13 protein-coding genes are annotated in these 17,031 nt (G+C 65.9%); 10 read left to right on the top strand and 3 right to left on the bottom strand.

The genetic code is table 11. The features are described from left to right. Window positions 1-16: 16 nt before the first annotated feature. The 6 genes from VGQ44_12095 (at window position 17) to VGQ44_12070 (ending at window position 6,093) form a co-directional block, all read left to right on the top strand. Complete coding sequence (locus VGQ44_12095) at window positions 17-454, top strand: hypothetical protein (protein ID HEV8447560.1); 438 nt, start codon at window positions 17-19, stop codon at window positions 452-454. Window positions 455-920: 466 nt separating this feature from the next. Further along, window positions 921-1,352: a hypothetical protein gene (locus VGQ44_12090; GenBank protein HEV8447559.1), complete on the top strand. Its 432-nt coding sequence runs from the start codon at window positions 921-923 to the stop codon at window positions 1,350-1,352. Between the two features lie 31 nt (window positions 1,353-1,383). After that, window positions 1,384-2,211: a hypothetical protein gene (locus VGQ44_12085; GenBank protein ID HEV8447558.1), complete on the top strand. Its 828-nt coding sequence runs from the start codon at window positions 1,384-1,386 to the stop codon at window positions 2,209-2,211. Next, complete coding sequence (locus VGQ44_12080; protein ID HEV8447557.1) at window positions 2,208-2,723, top strand: hypothetical protein; 516 nt, start codon at window positions 2,208-2,210, stop codon at window positions 2,721-2,723. The genes VGQ44_12085 and VGQ44_12080 overlap by 4 nt, the downstream gene beginning before the upstream one ends. Further along, window positions 2,720-5,515 (top strand): hypothetical protein, encoded by a 2,796-nt coding sequence (locus tag VGQ44_12075; protein HEV8447556.1) that lies wholly within the window; start codon window positions 2,720-2,722, stop codon window positions 5,513-5,515. The genes VGQ44_12080 and VGQ44_12075 overlap by 4 nt, the downstream gene beginning before the upstream one ends. Further along, entirely contained in the window at window positions 5,512-6,093 is a 582-nt protein-coding gene (locus tag VGQ44_12070) for a hypothetical protein (protein ID HEV8447555.1), read from the top strand. Before VGQ44_12075 ends, VGQ44_12070 begins: the two co-directional genes overlap by 4 nt. A gap of 159 nt (window positions 6,094-6,252) precedes the next feature. On the opposite strand, the gene VGQ44_12065 is transcribed toward VGQ44_12070, so the two are convergent. Beyond that, the gene (locus VGQ44_12065) at window positions 6,253-7,866 is read right to left on the bottom strand and encodes a trypsin-like peptidase domain-containing protein (GenBank protein HEV8447554.1); all 1,614 of its coding nucleotides are present in this window, start codon (window positions 7,864-7,866) and stop codon (window positions 6,253-6,255) included. A 171-nt stretch (window positions 7,867-8,037) separates the two neighbouring features. Next, complete coding sequence (dnaK, locus tag VGQ44_12060; GenBank protein ID HEV8447553.1) at window positions 8,038-9,993, bottom strand: molecular chaperone DnaK; 1,956 nt, start codon at window positions 9,991-9,993, stop codon at window positions 8,038-8,040. Window positions 9,994-10,181: 188 nt separating this feature from the next. Between dnaK and VGQ44_12055 the strand changes: the two genes are divergently transcribed. The 4 genes from VGQ44_12055 to ppk1 all read left to right on the top strand — a co-directional run bounded on the left by VGQ44_12055 (window position 10,182) and on the right by ppk1 (window position 15,195). Then, window positions 10,182-10,964, top strand: a complete 783-nt coding sequence (locus VGQ44_12055) for a rhomboid family intramembrane serine protease (protein ID HEV8447552.1) — start codon at window positions 10,182-10,184, stop codon at window positions 10,962-10,964. A gap of 149 nt (window positions 10,965-11,113) precedes the next feature. Beyond that, window positions 11,114-11,731 (top strand): DUF47 family protein, encoded by a 618-nt coding sequence (locus VGQ44_12050; protein ID HEV8447551.1) that lies wholly within the window; start codon window positions 11,114-11,116, stop codon window positions 11,729-11,731. Window positions 11,732-11,756: 25 nt separating this feature from the next. Continuing rightward, window positions 11,757-12,794, top strand: coding sequence for an anion permease (locus VGQ44_12045; GenBank protein HEV8447550.1), 1,038 nt, complete (start codon window positions 11,757-11,759; stop codon window positions 12,792-12,794). Window positions 12,795-13,050: 256 nt separating this feature from the next. Further along, the gene (gene ppk1, locus VGQ44_12040; protein HEV8447549.1) at window positions 13,051-15,195 is read left to right on the top strand and encodes a polyphosphate kinase 1; all 2,145 of its coding nucleotides are present in this window, start codon (window positions 13,051-13,053) and stop codon (window positions 15,193-15,195) included. Window positions 15,196-15,375: 180 nt separating this feature from the next. Here ppk1 and VGQ44_12035 read toward each other — a convergent pair whose 3' ends face one another. Further along, entirely contained in the window at window positions 15,376-16,971 is a 1,596-nt protein-coding gene (locus tag VGQ44_12035; GenBank protein ID HEV8447548.1) for a Ppx/GppA phosphatase family protein, read from the bottom strand. Between the last annotated feature and the right edge of the window lie 60 nt (window positions 16,972-17,031).

Below are 17,031 nucleotides of genomic sequence, written 5' to 3'. Positions count from 1 at the left end.
CTACGCGGAGCGGTTCGTGCGGCGCATTGCGATGCTGCTGGTCCCCCTGTTGGTGGCTGCGTGCCTCTCGACGGAAGACTCTTCCCTGAGCCTCGATCCGACGGACACGAACGTCGCCGGATCCTTCGCGCTGTCGACGATCAACGGCGGGCCCCTGCCGGTGATCGCGACGGTCACGACGACGCAGGAGTTCGACCTGGCCTCGGACACCATTGCCATCGGATCGGACGGCACGTGGTCAGAGATCAGCGTCTACACGGTCACTCTGCTCGCCGACGGCACGAAGTCCACGACCGTGACCACGATCGCCGGCACGTACACGATCGCGCAGCAGCAGATCAACTTCGTCCAGACGACCGGCGGCGGGACGGTCTCCTTCGCCGGATCTGTAAAGGGAACGCGCCTGACGGTCGTGTTCGGGGGCAGCCAGTTCATATACAACCGCTCCACGTAGCGGTTCTCGGGGCCCGGCGGTCCCGGTATTCTGCTAGGTTCGCCGCAGATTGCGCGGGTCAGCAACCGATCATGAACGAAACGGGAGCCGAGACATAGGCTCCCGTTTTTTTCTTCTCGCCGATTCCCGTCGTAGAACCCCCTGGAGGGCAACGACATACAGAACTGTAAGATTTTGAGTATCTCCGCTTGGTGCGCGCGCGTCCACTAGCGAGCCCGGTGGTCAGTGTTTTGCCCCTAGGCCACATCACGAAAACCTGGTCGAGAAGCGGCAAGTAGCGCGGGGGCAACCGCAGCGAGGCCGCAGGTTAGCGACGCAGCTAAACACTTCACCGGAGTTGAACATGCGGAAGTTGGCCTTTGCAGGCGCTGCTGCCTGCGCAGTTGCCATCAGTGCACAGATCGCGGCGGCCCAGACGGGTAGCTGCTCGATCAATTCGACGGCGGCCTCCCCGGCGCCTTGCGTCGTGACCTCGACGCACTCGTTCACGATTCCGTCGTTGCTCACGCTGAACATGAGCGGCTTCACGGGCGCGGGAACGGCCATGAGCTTGAACGCGCCGACGACGATGGCGGACTACACGTCGAGCACGATTCAGATGCCGACGAACGGTCCGACGTACACCGTTTCGGCGAACCGCAATTACAAGGTGCAGATCAGCGCGGCGACCGCCGCGTTCACCGGCCCGTACGCCAAGCCGGCGAGCGACCTGCTTTGGTCGAACACGAACGGTAGCGGTTACGTGGGGCTCACGACGACGCCGACCGACATGACCTCGGGCGGCCCGACCACGGCCAGCGCGCCGGTCGGTGTGTTCTACAAGACGTCGTACAACATCGCGACTGACGTCCCCGGCTCGTATCAGATCGACGTCAAGTTCACGCTCGTCGCTCCGTAATCAGTTCAGGAGCGCGGGAATGGATTCTCGCATGTCACGCATAGCGCGCCGGCCTGGGCGGTTCATCGCCCTCGCCGGCGCGCTCGTTGCGCTCTCCAACGTCGCCGGCGCGCAGATCGCCGTCGACGAGCTCGAGCTGCACGTACCGCTCAAGCCCGGCGGGTCAGTCACCACGACCTTTCACGCGGCGAACCGCGGCATCACGCCGGCCAACGCGACGGTCACCATCCAGGATTGGGACCGCAGCGAGGTCGGCGAGAATCGGTATTATCCCACAGGAACGCTCCCGACGTCGTGCGGCGCGCATGTGACGGTGTTCCCGTCGGTGCTGCAGCTCGCGCCGCGCTCGGTTCAAACGCTTCGCGTTTCCGTGGACAGCGCGGCCGCGATCGGTCATGGCTGCTATGCCATTCTATTCATCGACAATCCTCCACCGCCGCGGACCGCGCAGTCGTCCGCCGTGCAATACAGCGTGCGGTACGGCGTGAAGGTGTACGTCGAGCCGGAAACTCCGCTCATCGCGGAGGTGACGGACGTCGGGGTCGTCGATGCGAAGCCCGCGATCTCGAGCGGCAAATTGAGCGCGCGGTCCAACGTGCGGTCTCGCCAGCTCGACATCACGTACAAGAACACCGGCGCACGGCAGACGATGGCCCACGGCGCCGTCGAGATTCGACGGCCGGACAATTCGGTCGTCTCGAAGATCGACATTCCCGAATTCCCCACGCTTCCCGGCGCGACGAGGCGCCTCGGCGTCGCACTTCCAAGTCTTCCTTCGGGGAGATACGTGCTACTTGCACTCCTCGATTACGAGGGGGCCGAGATCGCCGCTGGGCAGGTGGAACTGGATATCCCGTGACCCGGAGCGCCGCACGCGCGGCGGTCCTCGGCCTTGGACTTCTGGCCGCGATCGGCGTTCAAGCGCCGGCGCTTCGCGCGCAGACACAGACGACGACCCTCAGCGTCACTGGCGGCTCGACCACGACGTTCGCCCAGCCCGGCTTCGCTGACTATATCGCGGGCTACATCGATGGTCCGACGATCTCGTTCAACGTGTCGCTCGCGAATGGGCCGTCGGGCAAGAGTCACACGGTCACGGTCGAGATTTGCGCCGCGACCGCGACGCTCGGCGGTGCGAAGGCGATCTCGAAATTGATGTGGCAGCCGAGCGACGCGTCGAAGCCCTGGCAGTCGATGACCAGCAGTTGTGCGGGCGCGGTGGATCCGGCGCGCACCATCGTCGCGGCGACGATGAACAGGGGCGACTCGTTCTCGTCCGGCGTCAAGCTCCGCATGATCCTCGACTGGACCGACACCGCGCCGTCGTACGGGACGACGATCGCGATGACGGTCAACGTGAGCACGCCATGAGCCGGCGTCCGCGTTTCGTGCAGATCGCTCTCGCGGTGGCGGCTCTCGGAGCCGGTACGGCGAACGCGCAACAGCCGCGCGCGACGCTCGCCGCGAGCGTCGACCGAAGAACCGTGATGCGCGTCGACTCGACGCCTCGCGATCCGGGCGACGAACGCGAAGTGAGCGCGGTCGTCGTCGCCGCCGCGGCGCCGCGATCGTACCGAATCGTGAACGTGCCGGTGCCCGCGGAGCTGGCGGGCGCGGGAAAGGTCAGCTACGAAGTCGTCGCCAGCGGCAACGTTCCGCTGCTCGGCACGCGCACCGGCTCCCTCGCGCGCGGGGCGGCGGTCGTGCTCACCGTCGGCGTGCCCACGTCGGCCAACGCGGGGCTGACGCGAGCCGGATACGTTCGCTTCGTCGCCGCCGGCGGAGCAGTCGTGCGCGCGCCGATCGACGTCGCCATCGCGCGCATCGCGCGCATCGACGTCACGCCCACTCGTCCGATGCGCGGCGCCCACGCCGGCGATCGGCTGGAGCTCTCGTTCACGATTCTCAACGCCGGCAATCTTCAGGACACGCTCGACCTCGAGATCGACGCGCCGCGCACGTGGAACGCGCGATTGGAAGGCGCACCGGCTCTCGTGTTGGCGCGCGGCGAATCAATCGAACGGTCGGTGACCGCCACCATCCCGCTGCTCGCCGATCTCGGCGACGTCGCGGTGACGATGATCGCGCGCACCCGCTCCGGCCAGCGCGCCGTCGCGTCGGCGATCGTCGAGGTGACCGACCCTCTGAGAAGCGGCCGGCGCCCCGGTCCGGTCGTCACGCTCGGCGCGGGTTCGGTGATGAGCGCCGGTCTTCCGAGCCGGTCCGTCGAATCGGTCGCGATCGACGGTCCGTTGACGGACGAGCTCAGTGTCACCGGTCGCTTTTCGACGCCCACGCCGAACGATCTGGTGAACGGCCGCGCTCTGTCGTCGCTCGGCTACAACTCACAATCGAATTTCCTGACCGTCGGCACCCCGGGCTGGGGAACGACGATCGGAACGACCGGCCTGAGTCTCAGCGACCTCGCCGGTCAGAATGTGTTCGGGCGCGGCGCCTCGCTTCGGCTTGGCGCCGCCGAGGAGCGGCTGGACTTCCTGGCCGCGGGGCCTCTCGTCTCGCAAGGCACGTGGAACAAGCCCACGCTCTTCGCCGCGGGAGCGCACCAGCAACTCGGTTCCAGCATGTTCACGGCGTTCTTCTCGCATCTTCGCGATTCGACGTACCTCGTTCGCAGCGTCGACGCCGGCGGCGTCATGCTCGAGACGCAGCCGTGGACGAACGCGTTCGCGTCGGGAGCGGTTGCGAGCCGCTCGTACAGCGAGGGAAGCGGCATCGGCGCCGAAGCGGATTTCAGGGGACCGATGGCGGGAGGCGATTTCGCGTTTCGAGCCGTGCACGCGCCGGGTGGAACGCTCGCGTTCGCCCCGGCGCGCGACGCGATCTCGCTCGGAGCGGACCGCGCGCTGGGACGCGTGCGCACGAACGTCACGTACTGGTCGACGCATGACGGCGAATCGGGGCGTACGTCGATCGGTTCGACGGGTTGGTCGCTCTCGCCGACGTACGACCTCTTCTCGATGTTTTCGCTGGGCGCCGACGTAATGCGCTCCGGCATCACGTCGCGCGATTCGCTCGGCGGGTTCGGGTCGACCCAGCTCGACTACGGTCTACGAGCGCGTTTCCTGGCGGCCGGCTTCGACATCGCCGCCGACACGCGACTGACGAACGTGTCGCAGAGCATCGCCGACTCGGTCGTCTCGGTCGAAGACGGCCGCTCGAACCGCGTGGTCAACAGGCTGCGCATCGACCATGTCGGAGCGCGGGGCGTCGTCGGCGTCGGCGGTTCGATCGAGACGGCGAGCTTCGGCACGATGTCGAGTCCGCCGCAGTCGAGTTGGAGCGCGCACGTCGAGCGATTTCAGTTCTGGCCGCGGTTTCCGCGGTGGACGATGAGTGCCGCCGCGCAGCATCTACAGTTCGGCCCAGCGACCACGATGACGTCGCGCGCGGAGCTCGACGTCGACGTCTTCAGCTCACTGCGAATCGCGCTCGGCGCGGAGCGCGGCACGGCGCGCGACCAGTTCGGCGCGCTGCACACCATTATCACGCTCAAGGTCGAGCGCTCGTCGAACATCAGTGCCTTCGACCGGCGTCAGGAAACCGGCGTGGTCTACCAGGACCGCAACGCGAACGGCGTCCGCGATCCGGGCGAACCGGGCGTGCCCGGCATCGTCGTGCATCGTGGCTCCGAGACGGCCGTCACCGACGCCAACGGCGTCTTCCGTATGACGAGCGGGACTTCGACGCGCGCCGAGGTGGACGAGCGATCGCTGCCGAAAGCCTGGGAGCAAAGTCCCCGGCTTCTCGACCGCGAGAGCGACCCGCTCGTTCTCGGGGTCGTTCCGATCACCGCGCTCGACGTACGCATCGACGTCGCGAAGCTGGCCGACGGCACGGTGCCGTCGGTGCGCGTCGGAGTGGCGACGTTCTCACTGCGCGACTCGACGGGCCGCGAGTGGATCGCGCGCGCCGACGGCTCGCAACACGCGTCCTTCGACGCGCTGCCCGCCGGCCGCTACACGCTCACGATGGAGCTCGAGGGCTCGAGTGAGCCGCTGCTGATCGACGACATCCCGCCGGTCGAGATCGGAGCGACCCCGGGACGCCAGCGTTTCGTCGTGACGGTCAGGACGCGACCGATTCGGATCTTCAAGACGAAACAGCAAACGGAACAGCGCGACAAAGATCGGGGGATTCCATGAGCGCCGGTGGCCGCCTCTCGGGGCTGGTGCGTTTCGTGATCGCTTCGCTCGCGATCTGGGCGGCGCTCGCGCTGTCGACGCCAGCCGTCGCCGCGCAGACCGTTCTGACCTGCAGCGTCTCGGGCCAATCGGGGAAGTGTTCGCCCACGGTGACGCTCGACCAGCCGGCGACGATGGTGAATCCGGCGCTGCTGCAGCTTTCCGTCTCGCCCACTTCCTCGACGTACACCGCAGCCACGACCGACATGGACCAGGCCACGGGCGTCGCGACCTTCACGCCGGTTTCGCTCAGCGTAATGGCGAATCGCTCCTGGACGCTTCAAGTGAACGCCAACTTCGCGTTCTGGACGGCAAGCGCCGGCGCGTGGGGCAGCAAGCCGGCGAGTGACTTGATCTGGAGTCTCACGCCGGCCGGGCCGACGACGTCGGTCACCACGACCGCCACGACGCTCACAACGGGTTCCGCGGGCCCCGGTTCACCGACCGTACCGATCTACATTCGTCCTGTCGCTCACTGGCTGACCGACAAGCCGGGGAACTACTCGATCACCGTAACGTTCACCATGACGACCCCGTAAAAACGGGTTACCGGATGACCGGGCACCGAGATACCGGAACGGCGCGACGCGACGACTATTTTTCCGCAGTCGCGGTATCCCGGTTTCCCGGTATCCCGAACGAATGAAAAAGAGGAGCCGCTTTTCGCGGCTCCTCTTTTTTCGTTCGTCCAAAGTCTCTTACTGGATCTGAATGCTGACGATGCGGGTTTGGCAGGACCCGGTGCGCGGGTCAGGGTTCGCGCACACCTTGAACTGCACGACCTCGCCGGGCTTGAGCGAGCCGACGGCCGCCTGAAGGTCCTCGGCCGTGTGAATGTCGCGCTGCGCCGGCGCCATTTCTTTGAGGATGATGTCGTTCGGGAACAGGCTGCGGAACGCGGGGCCGCGGCCGCTGACCGCCGCCACGAATAGGCCGCTGCGATACTGCTGCTGCAGCTTGCTCTCCTGAAGGAAGTCCTGCGGAATCGCGTCCACGGTGACGCCGAGCTTGTCGTTCGACCGACCAGTGTTTCCGGTTGGGCGAACGGGGGCCGAGTTCTCTTCCTCGTCGGCCGCGACCTTCGTGTCAGAAGGCGGCTCGGCGAGCTTGACCTTGAAGTCCTTCTTTTCGCCGTAACGAACGACTTCCAGATCGACCACGTCGCCGGGCTTGTGGCCGCGGATGATGCGCTGAAGCGTGCTCACCTGATCGACCAACTTGCCGTCGGCGGCGATGATGACGTCACCGATCTGGATGCCGGCTTTCTCGGCGGGGCTGTCCTTCGCCGGGTTGAAATCGCCGACGAGCGCGCCACCGACCTGGGTCAGGCGGGCCGCCTTCGCGTCGGCCGGGCTCACTTCGCCGAGCACGACGCCGACGACCGCGCGGCGCACTTTGCCGAACTTCACGAGGTCATCCATCACCTGCTTGGCCAGCGTGATCGGAATCGCGAAGCCGTAGCCCTCGTAGCGGCCCGTTCCGCTCGCGATCGCGCTGTTGATGCCGATCACTTCGCCGCGGATGTTGAGCAGCGGACCGCCGGAGTTGCCGGGGTTGATCGCCGCGTCAGTCTGGATGTAGTCGGTGATCGCGTACGGATTCTGTCCGTTCGGGTTGAGCAAACCGGTCGCCTTGCGGCCCTTGGCGCTCACGATGCCCGCGGTGACGGTGAAGTCGAGCGTCAACGGATTGCCGATCGCCAGCACCCACTGTCCGACGCGCGCCTTCGAATCGTCGCCGAGCGACACATACGGAAGGCTGTTGCCCGCGTCGATCTTGATCACCGCGACGTCGGTCGTCGAGTCGCGGCCGATCACCTTGGCCGGGAATACGCGCTTGTCGAACAGCGTGACGTTCACGCGGTCCGCGTCGGCGACGACGTGGTTGTTGGTGAGGATGTATCCGTCTTCCGAAACGATGAAGCCGGAACCGCTCGCCTCTTCCGGCGTGTCATCCGGCGGCGCGTTCGGGTCGCTGAACTGACGGAAGAACTGCTCCATGCCCGGCGGGAGCTGTCCCTGTCCGCGCGGCCGCGTTTGGCGAACCGCGGGCTTCGCTTTCGCGAACTTCTCTATGTCGATCGAAACCACCGCCGGTCGCGCGTGGTCGGCGACCGCCTCGAACGCCGACTCGAGGTCGACGGCGGGGGCGACCTGCGACGCACTCGGCTTCGCAGCCGCGCCCGACGAACCGGCGCGCCCCTGCGCCCAACTGAAGTGCGTGAGGTCGAAACCCGACGCAAAGATCAGCCCGCAGAAAAACGCCACCACGACGGCGGCACTGAAGCGTGCGCGAGAGACGCGACTTGTCATAAGTCAGATCTACCTGCGAGAAAAGAGTGTGATATGGGTCCTACCCGCCGAGGTCGTGCAAGTTTCGAGCGCCCTCGGCTGCTCTGGTCGGCCCTTCGTCCTAATGACACGCGTGACCGGCTCGCGGTTTCTCCGCGAGCCGGTTCACCACAAAAACTTTACGGATGAAAGCTACTTTTTGCTCTCGTCCACGATCTCGTAGTCCGCTTCGACGACGTCTTCCTGCGGTTTCCCACCTGTCGAAGTTGAGCCGGTCGGTCCCGGCTCGCCACCCTGACCGCCTTCGCCGCCCGGTGGGCCCCCCGGGGGCGCCTGGTTCTGAGCATAGAACGACTGGCCAGCCTCGCTGTACGCGCGGCTCAACTCCTCCTGCGCCGCGCGGATCTCGTTCGCATCATCCCCGCGGATCGCCTTGCGCGCCCGCTCGACCGCCGCGTCGAGCTTCGTTTTGAGCTCGGCCGGCAGCCGCTCCGACCACTCCTTGGCGTTCTTCTCGACTTCGTACGTCATGCTGTCGAGACGATTGCGGGCGTCGATCTCCTCGCGGCGCTTCTTGTCCTCGGTCGCGTTCTTTTCGGCGTCCTTCACCATGCGATCGATGTCGTTGTCGGAGAGACCGCTCGACGCCTCGATGCGAATCTTCTGCTCCTTGCTCGTCGCTTTGTCCTTGGCCGACACGTGCAAGATGCCGTTCGCGTCGATGTCGAACGTGACCTCGATCTGCGGCATGCCGCGCGGAGCGGGTGGAATACCGGTGAGCTGGAACTTGCCGATGGTGCGGTTGTCCCGCGCCATGTCGCGCTCGCCCTGCAGCACGTGGATCTCGACCGTCGTCTGGTTGTCGTCGGCGGTGGAGAACGTCTCCGACTTTTTCGTCGGGATCGTCGTGTTGCGCGGAATGAGCACGGTCGTGACGCCGCCCAGCGTTTCGATGCCGAGCGAAAGCGGCGTGACGTCGAGCAGCAGCACGTCCTTCTGCTCGCCGGTGAGCACCGCGCCCTGAATCGCCGCGCCGATCGCCACGACTTCGTCCGGGTTCACCGAACGGTTCGGCTCCTTGCCGAAATAGTCCTTGACGACCTGCTGGATTTTGGGCATGCGCGTCGAACCGCCGACGAGAATGACCTCGTCGATGTCCTTGGGCTCGAGGCCGGCGTCCTTGAGCGCCTTCTTCATCGGCTCGATCGTGCGCTGGACGAGGTCGTCGACCAGCTGCTCGAGCTTGGCGCGGGTGAGCGTATAGTTGAGATGCTTAGGTCCCGACTGATCCGCCGTTATGAAGGGCAGATTGATGTCGGTCGACATCGTGGAGGAAAGCTCCATCTTGGCCTTCTCGGCGGCCTCCTTCAGGCGCTGGAGCGCCATCGGGTCCTTCGAGAGGTCGATCCCCTGATCACGCTTGAACTCGCCGACGATCCAGTCGATCACGCGCTGGTCGAAGTCGTCGCCGCCGAGGTGCGTGTCGCCGTTCGTGGATTTCACCTCGAATTGGCGGGAGCCCTCGACGTCGTAGAGCTCGAGAACGGAGATGTCGTACGTGCCGCCGCCCAAATCGAACACGGCGACCTTCTCGTCTTTCTTTTTGTCGAGGCCGTAGGCAAGCGCGGCCGCCGTCGGCTCGTTGATGATGCGAAGGACGTCGAGACCGGCGATCTTGCCGGCGTCCTTCGTCGCCTGCCGCTGCGCGTCATTGAAGTACGCGGGGACCGTCACGACAGCCTTGGAGACCGAGTGTCCAAGGTAGTCCTCGGCGGTCTGCTTCATCTTTTGCAGAATCATGGCGGAGATCTCGGGCGGCGTGTATCGCTTGCCCTGGACTTCGACGACGGCGAGATCACCGGGACCCGATACCACTTTGTACGGGACACGCTTGATCTCGTCGGGGACCTCGGCCATCCTGCGGCCCATGAAGCGCTTGATCGAAAAAACGGTGTTCTGCGGGTTGGTAACCGCCTGACGCTTGGCGACCTGGCCGACGAGACGTTCGCCGTCCTTCGTGAAGCCGACGACCGATGGCGTGGTCCGACCGCCTTCGGCGTTCGGAATCACGATCGGATCTCCGCCTTCCATGACCGCGACGACGGAGTTCGTCGTACCGAGATCGATTCCAATGACTTTGTCGGCCATTGCTTCCTCTTCGAGTACCGGGTTGTGGCAGACCAGATTTCGCCTGCCGTGAACGCCGTGGTTGAAGGCAAATGCGGGACCCAGTTCCTACGCCAACTTGGCAGGTCTCTGGCAATAGCGATTGAGCGGGGAGGGCAGCGGGCTGTCAGAGCGTCGTGCCATCTCGCTTCGCGACTCAACTCAGGCACATGATCCCGATCTCAGACGACAACCCGACCCTCCGAACGCCGGTGATGACCTGGCTCATCCTGGGCACCATGTTCGCGGTCTGGTTCCTGGTGCAGGGAGGGGGACTTCCGGGGAACGAGCTTGCCCTGGCGAAGAGCGTTTGCAACTACGGAATGGTCCCCGGGGAGCTGACTCACCGTGTGCCCGTGGGCACCGGATTCTGGATCATTCCCGGCCAACTCTCGTGCGTGGTCGACAACGACCGCATCAACATTCTCACGCCTCTCACGTCGATGTTCCTGCACGGCGGCTGGGGCCACATCCTCGGCAACGCGATCTTCTTTTGGGTCTTCGGCAACAACGTCGAAGACAGCATGGGCCCCGGCCGATTTCTGGCGTTCTACCTGATCTGTGGTTTGGTCGCCGCCGCGACTCAAGTTCTCTTGAACCCGACCTCGGCCGCGCCGACCGTGGGCGCGTCGGGCGCGATCTCCGGCGTGCTGGGAGCGTACCTGCTCCTCTATCCCCGCGTTCGTGTCCACATGCTGTTCATCTTCATCATCTTCTTCAAAGTCTTCCGGATTCCTGCCTGGATCGTCCTGCTGTACTGGTTCGGTATCCAGGTCGCGACCGCGTACATGACGCCGCTCCAGCCGGACGTGTCGGGCGGAGTGGCGGTTTGGGCTCACATCGGCGGCTTCATTGCAGGGATGCTCCTGATCAAGCTCTTCGAGAACCCGGACCTCGTGGCCGAGCGGAATCGCATCCGGAGCGAGGAACAGTGGACCCTGCGGAGCGCTTGACGCGGCCGACCCCGGCATGGGTTTCCGGGGTTTCCCGGCCGCGGTAAGTTCGGGGCGGAACAGACTCGGCGTGACGCGTCCGCTACACGTCCGCCTGGGCCGGCCGCTTCTCACCGGTCCACCCATCCACCCCGTCCACCCGTCCACCCATGCTCGGCCGGCTGCTTCCGCGAGACGACGAGTTCTTCGAGCTGTTCGATCAACTCGCTGCTCACCTCGTTACGACGGCGCGCATGCTCGACACGTTGTTCGGCGACGTGGTTCACGTGCACGACCACGTGAGGGCGATCAAAGACGTCGAGCATAAGGCCGACCTCCTGACCGCGACGGTGAATCAGCGGATCGACAAGAGCTTCATTACGCCGATCGACCGCGAAGACATTCATATGCTGGCGACCCGGCTGGACGACGTAATCGACCTGATCGACGGAACCGCGCGGCGATTCGAGATGCTCCACATCGCCGACGTGTTGCCGCCGGCCCGCCAGCTGAGCGGCGTGCTCGTCCGCGCCACCACTGAAATCCAAGCGGCAGTCGCCGAGATGCGTCGTCCGCCGACGGTGAATCAGCACGTCGCCCTGATCAAGCACCTCGAGGAGGAAGGTGACTCCGTGTACCACGAGGCGATGGGCGCGTTGTTCTCGGGAGAACCGAATCCGCTCGACGTACTCAAGTGGAAGGACATGTACGACACGCTCGAGGGTGCCATCGACAGCTGCATGGGCGTGGCGCAGGTGCTTCAGAGCATCTCGCTGAAAAACGGATGACGCGCCGCTCTCCCCGCGAGACCCCGTGATCGCCTACGTCGTCGCGATCATTTTGATCGCGTTCATTTTCGATTTCAGCAACGGCTTCCACGACTCGGCGAACTCGATCGCCACGATCGTCGGGACGCGAGTCCTCAGCCCGCTCGCCGCCGTCGTCTGGGCGGCCATCTTCAATTTCGCCGCCGCGTTCACGGGATCGCTCGCCGTCGCCAAAGCGGTCGGCGGCGGAATGATCGAGCAGAGCATCGTCAACCCGAACGTGATTCTCGCCGGGCTGCTCGGCGCGATCGCCTGGAACCTCATCACCTGGTACTTCGGGATTCCATCGAGCTCGTCGCACGCGCTCATCGGCGGTTACGCCGGAGCCGCGGTGGCACGCGCCGGCGCGGGGGCGATCACCTGGGGCACGAAGTGGGTGCAGACGCTGTCGTTCATCGTCGTGTCCCCGCTGCTCGGCATGCTCGCCGGCTACGTGTTCATGGTACTCATATTCTGGATTTTCCATCGCGTGTCGGCGTCGCGCGTCGATCGGTTCTTTCGCGCGGCGCAGCTCGCCAGCTCGGCGCTGCTGTCGTACTCGCACGGCGGGAACGACGCGCAGAAGACGATGGGAGTCGTCGTCGGGCTCCTCGTCTCGGTCCACGCGAGCTTCGCCACGCAGACGGGTTGGCTCCATGCGCTCTATCTGCCGAACAACAATACGATCCCGCACTGGCTCGAGCTCGGTGCCTACACGGCGATCTCGCTCGGCACGCTCTTCGGCGGCTGGCGCATCGTGCACACGATGGGGCAGCGGATCACCAAGCTCCGTCCGGTGAGCGGCTTCTGCGCCGAGACCGGAGGCGCTACCGCGATCCTGATCGCGACCCACTTTGGAATCCCGGTGAGCACTACGCACACGATCACGGGATCGATCGTCGGAGTCGGCGCGACTCAGCGCGCGTCGGCGGTACGGTGGGGAATCGCCGGCCGGATCGTATGGGCCTGGGTGCTCACGATACCGGCCTCAGCGGGGATGGCGTCGGTCCTCTATCTACTCCTCGCCGAGTTCGTGAAACTGTAGCCGTTTGGGGCCAAAGCTGCCGCTTAAGTGGCTTGCAGGCAATGAATTATGCCACTGAGTCCGGCGCCGGGGCGCACACGGTGACTGCTCACGCTGCTCGGTCCGAATGTTGCCAGTACCTTTTCAACATCCGGAAACGTGACTCCAACGTGACGTTCAACATCACAGATTCCTCTGGCCACCCCTGGCCGGAGCGGGGTAAGTACAAAGGGGGGCGGCAGCCCAGCGCCCCCCTTTTTTTTCCCAAGCTGAACCCATGATCGACGTTCGTCCCTCCTCGCTGTTCCTCAATCGAGAACTCAGCTGGCTGGCGTTCAACGCGCGAGTGCTGCAGCAGGCACTCGACGCGCGCGTTCCGCTGCTCGAGCGCGTCAAGTTCCTCGCGATCTTCAGCGCGAACCTCGACGAGTTCTACATGGTTCGCGTCGCCGGCCTCCGCCGCCAGGTGGCGGCAGGCGTCGTCCAGAAGCCGGCCGACGGTCTGACGCCGCAGGAGCAGCTCGACGCGATCGACGCCGAGGTCGCACGCCTGAGCGCGATGCAGCGCGGATGCCTCACGTCGCTTCTCGACGAGGCCGCTCGCCACGACATCCGTCTTCTCGGCGTGCGCGATCTGACGGCGGCCGAGTGGGGCGAAATCGACGAATACTTCGAGTCGCAGATTTTCCCGGTGTTGACGCCGCTCGCGGTCGACCCGGGTCATCCGTTCCCGTACATCTCGAACCTTTCGATTTCGCTCGCCGTCGAGATTCGCGACCCGGACACGGGCGAGATTCGCTTCGCGCGGGTGAAGGTCCCGAAGAGCCTCCCGCGTTGGATTCCCGTCCGCGCGCGCCCCAATCACTTCGTTCCGCTGGAGCAGGTGATCGGCGCGAATCTGACGGCGCTCTTTTCGGGCATGGAAGTCGTGGCGTCGTACGTCTTCCGCATCACGCGCTATTCGGACCTCGACATTCCGGTCGAAGAGCCGGAGGACCTGCTCGCGACGATTGAAGAGCAGGTCTTCCAGCGCCGCTTCGGCGAGGTCGTTCGCGTCGAAGTGCAGGACGACATGCCGGCGCATCTGCGCGCCCTGCTCCTCGAGGAATTGCGCGAGGACGACGTCGCCGAGAGCGGCCGTCTCAGCGAGCGCGACATCGTCGACGCGGGCAGACTGCTCGACCTCAGCGATCTGAGCGGGCTCGCGGCGCTCGACATTCCCGCGCTGCGCGACCCGCCGTTCGTGGCGGCGACGCCGGCCGAGCTGCGCGACGCCGAACGGAACATCTTCGACGTCATCCGCGAGGGCGACCTCCTCGTCCATCATCCGTTCGACTCGTTCGGCGCGTCGGTCGAACGCCTGCTGAAGGAAGCGGCGCGAGACGACCAGGTGCTCGCGATCAAGCTCACGTTGTATCGCACGTCGGGCGACACGGCCGTCGTGGCGGCGCTCGTCGAAGCGGCGCAGCGCGGCAAGCAGGTGGCCGTGATCGTCGAGCTCAAGGCGCGCTTCGACGAAGCGAACAACATCACGTGGGCGCGGCAGCTCGAGGACGCGGGCGTGCACGTCGCGTTCGGATCGGCGACGCTCAAGACGCACGCCAAGACGGCGCTCGTCGTCCGCCGCGAGGTGGACGGCATCCGCCGCTACATCCATCTTGGCACGGGCAACTACAACTCGCGCACGGCCAGGCTGTACACCGACGTCGGTCTGCTCACGTGCAGTCCGTCGATCGGCGCCGACGTGAGCGATCTGTTCAATTCGCTGACGGGCTATTCGCGCCAGCGCCTCTATCGCAAGCTGCTCGTCGCGCCGGTGAACATGCGCGCGCGGTTCCTCGAGCTCATCGCCCGTGAAGCCGAGCACGCGGCGGCGGGCCGGCCGGCGCGGATCGTCGGCAAGATGAACGCGCTCGTGGACGAGGAGACGATCGACGCGCTTTATCGAGCGTCGCAGGCCGGGGTCGAGATCGACCTCATCGTGCGAGGCATTTGCTGTCTGCGCCCGGGTCTTCCCGGCGTGAGCGAGAACATCCGCGTCGTGAGCATCGTCGGCCGCTTCCTCGAGCACTCGCGCCTCTGGCAGTTCACGAACGGCGGCGACGAAGAGTTTTACCTCGGCTCCGCCGACTGGATGCCGCGCAACTTCGACCGCCGCGTCGAGGCAGTGGCGCCGATCGAGACGCCGGCGCTGCACGAACGCGTGCGCATGCTACTGCGCACGTATCTGTCGGACGAGCGGATGGCGTGGGATCTCGGACCCGACGGCACGTGGACGCAACGCAACCCGGCAAGCACCGCACGGCCGTCGCACGAGGTGCTGATCAAGCAGCCGTGGGGGACGCCACGCGAGACCTCGCCGGCGAGAGAGATTCCGGCTGCCGAGAGATCAGGGGAGAGGACGCCGGTTCTCGGAGACTGACGGCGCGGAAACCCCGGGGCTGGTTTCGCACCAATTGGCGGGCGCTCATCCGTGGAAGCCAGACCGGATCGAGGGTGAGCATCGAGGGCGAGTGCTGAGAGCCGCGTTGAACTCCGTGCGCTCCGAATGGCTTGGGGTGCACACTCAGATCTCAGGACTGCCTCAGACCTGACTCCTGAGTTACTCCAACTCCTCCCCCCCCAAGCTGTCGGACGATAGTACATGCCCGTCCGGCGCCACGATCTCCACCGCCGTCCCCGCGACGGTCGCCAACAGCCCCGATTTTCGGTGAGCGCCCCACATCTCGAGCCTCATCGCTCCGCGCGGCCGCGGTGACGCGGGGACGGGAGTGATGCGAATCGCGCGCTGCGTCCAGCGGACCTTCACGCCCGCGACCGCGCTTACGTGGCCACGGTCAAGTCCATCCGCGATGCGCAGAATCGCCGACAGCCGGCGAATGCGGCGTCGCAGCGTTTTGTCGAGCATGCCGAAGTTGCGATGACGGCGCCGCGGCTCGGATCCGCGGTGGTAGCGCGAGACGTTCGCGATCACGACCTGCTCCGACGGCGGCATGCCGAGCAGATCGGCGTGGAGCACCAGATGGTACGAGTGCTTGTGGTGCCGTTCATAGCTGATGTGGTAGCCCGCGTCGTGCAGCAACGCGGCGTCGGCCAGCGCCGCCCGGTCGTCGCGCGTGCAGCCGAGCCGCTCGCCGAGCGCGTCGAACAGCGCGAGCGCGAGCACCTGAACGCGCGACGAGTGCGGCTCTTCGGCGTGGCAGCGCTGGGCGAGGTCGGTCACCGAGCGCGCGCGAGCGTCGCCGGGGTCGGCGATCGTCGGAACGACCCGCGCCGCCTCGAGGAGCAACCCCTCGCGAATTCCGTAACGCGACACCACGAGCTCGCGAGATTCGAGGCGTCGCAGCACTTCGGCCGCGACCGCGACGCCGGCGACGATGATGTCGGCTCGCTCGGGATTGAGCCCCGGCACCTCGCGTCGCTCGTCCGACGTCATGTCGGCGAGCATGTCGAGGATGTGCTCGAGATCCGCGCGCGGAATGTGCGCCGCGTGGACCGACCGCGCGGCCGTGAGGATTCCCTGCCGCGCCAGGTAGACACCGGCGAGGTTGGTGAACGTCCCGCCCGAGCCGATGAGTTGGGCGCCGCGCCAGTCGCGGCGAGGCACGTTGGCGCGGATCGCGTTGCTCACCGCTTTGCGAAGCTTGCGCACGCCGCGGGGCGTTACGCCGTGCTCGAAGAATTCTTCCGTCAACCGGATCGCGCCGAACGGCAGCGACACGAGACGTTCGATCACGCCCTCGGCGCTCAGCGCCAATTCGGCCGAGCCGCCGCCGATGTCGAGCACCACCGTGCGGCCGACTCCCATGTCGAAGTGCGCGACCGCGCTGCGGAAGCTGAGTCGCGCCTCTTCGGCGCCGTCCAGCACGCGCACGCGAAGACCGGTCACGCGCTGCACTTCGGTGATGAAGGCGGCGGCGTTGCTCGCGTCGCGGACCGCGCTCGTCGCGACGACGTCGATGCGCGCCGCGCCGAGCTCTTTGGCCAGCGTCGCCATACGCTCGACGGCTTCGATCGCCGCGCGGATCGCGATGTCCGAGAGCCGTCCGTTCGCGGCGAGCCCCGTCGCGAGTCTCGGCGCCGCCTTCATCTCGTCGACGACTTGAATGGTGCCGTCGGTGGAAACGTCGGCGACGATCTGGCGGATCGAATTCGAGCCGATGTCGATCGCGGCGACACGCCGGTGTCCCGGCGCCACCGCACGTCGTTGTGGGCGATCACTGCGCCCGACCGGGATAGTTACGGACAAGCGTGGCCT

It is taken from the genome of Gemmatimonadaceae bacterium (genome assembly GCA_036003045.1).
Classification (GTDB): domain Bacteria; phylum Gemmatimonadota; class Gemmatimonadetes; order Gemmatimonadales; family Gemmatimonadaceae; genus JAQBQB01.
The sequence above is the reverse complement of the archived record's forward strand: the minus strand, read 5'-3'. Positions and strand labels throughout refer to the sequence as shown.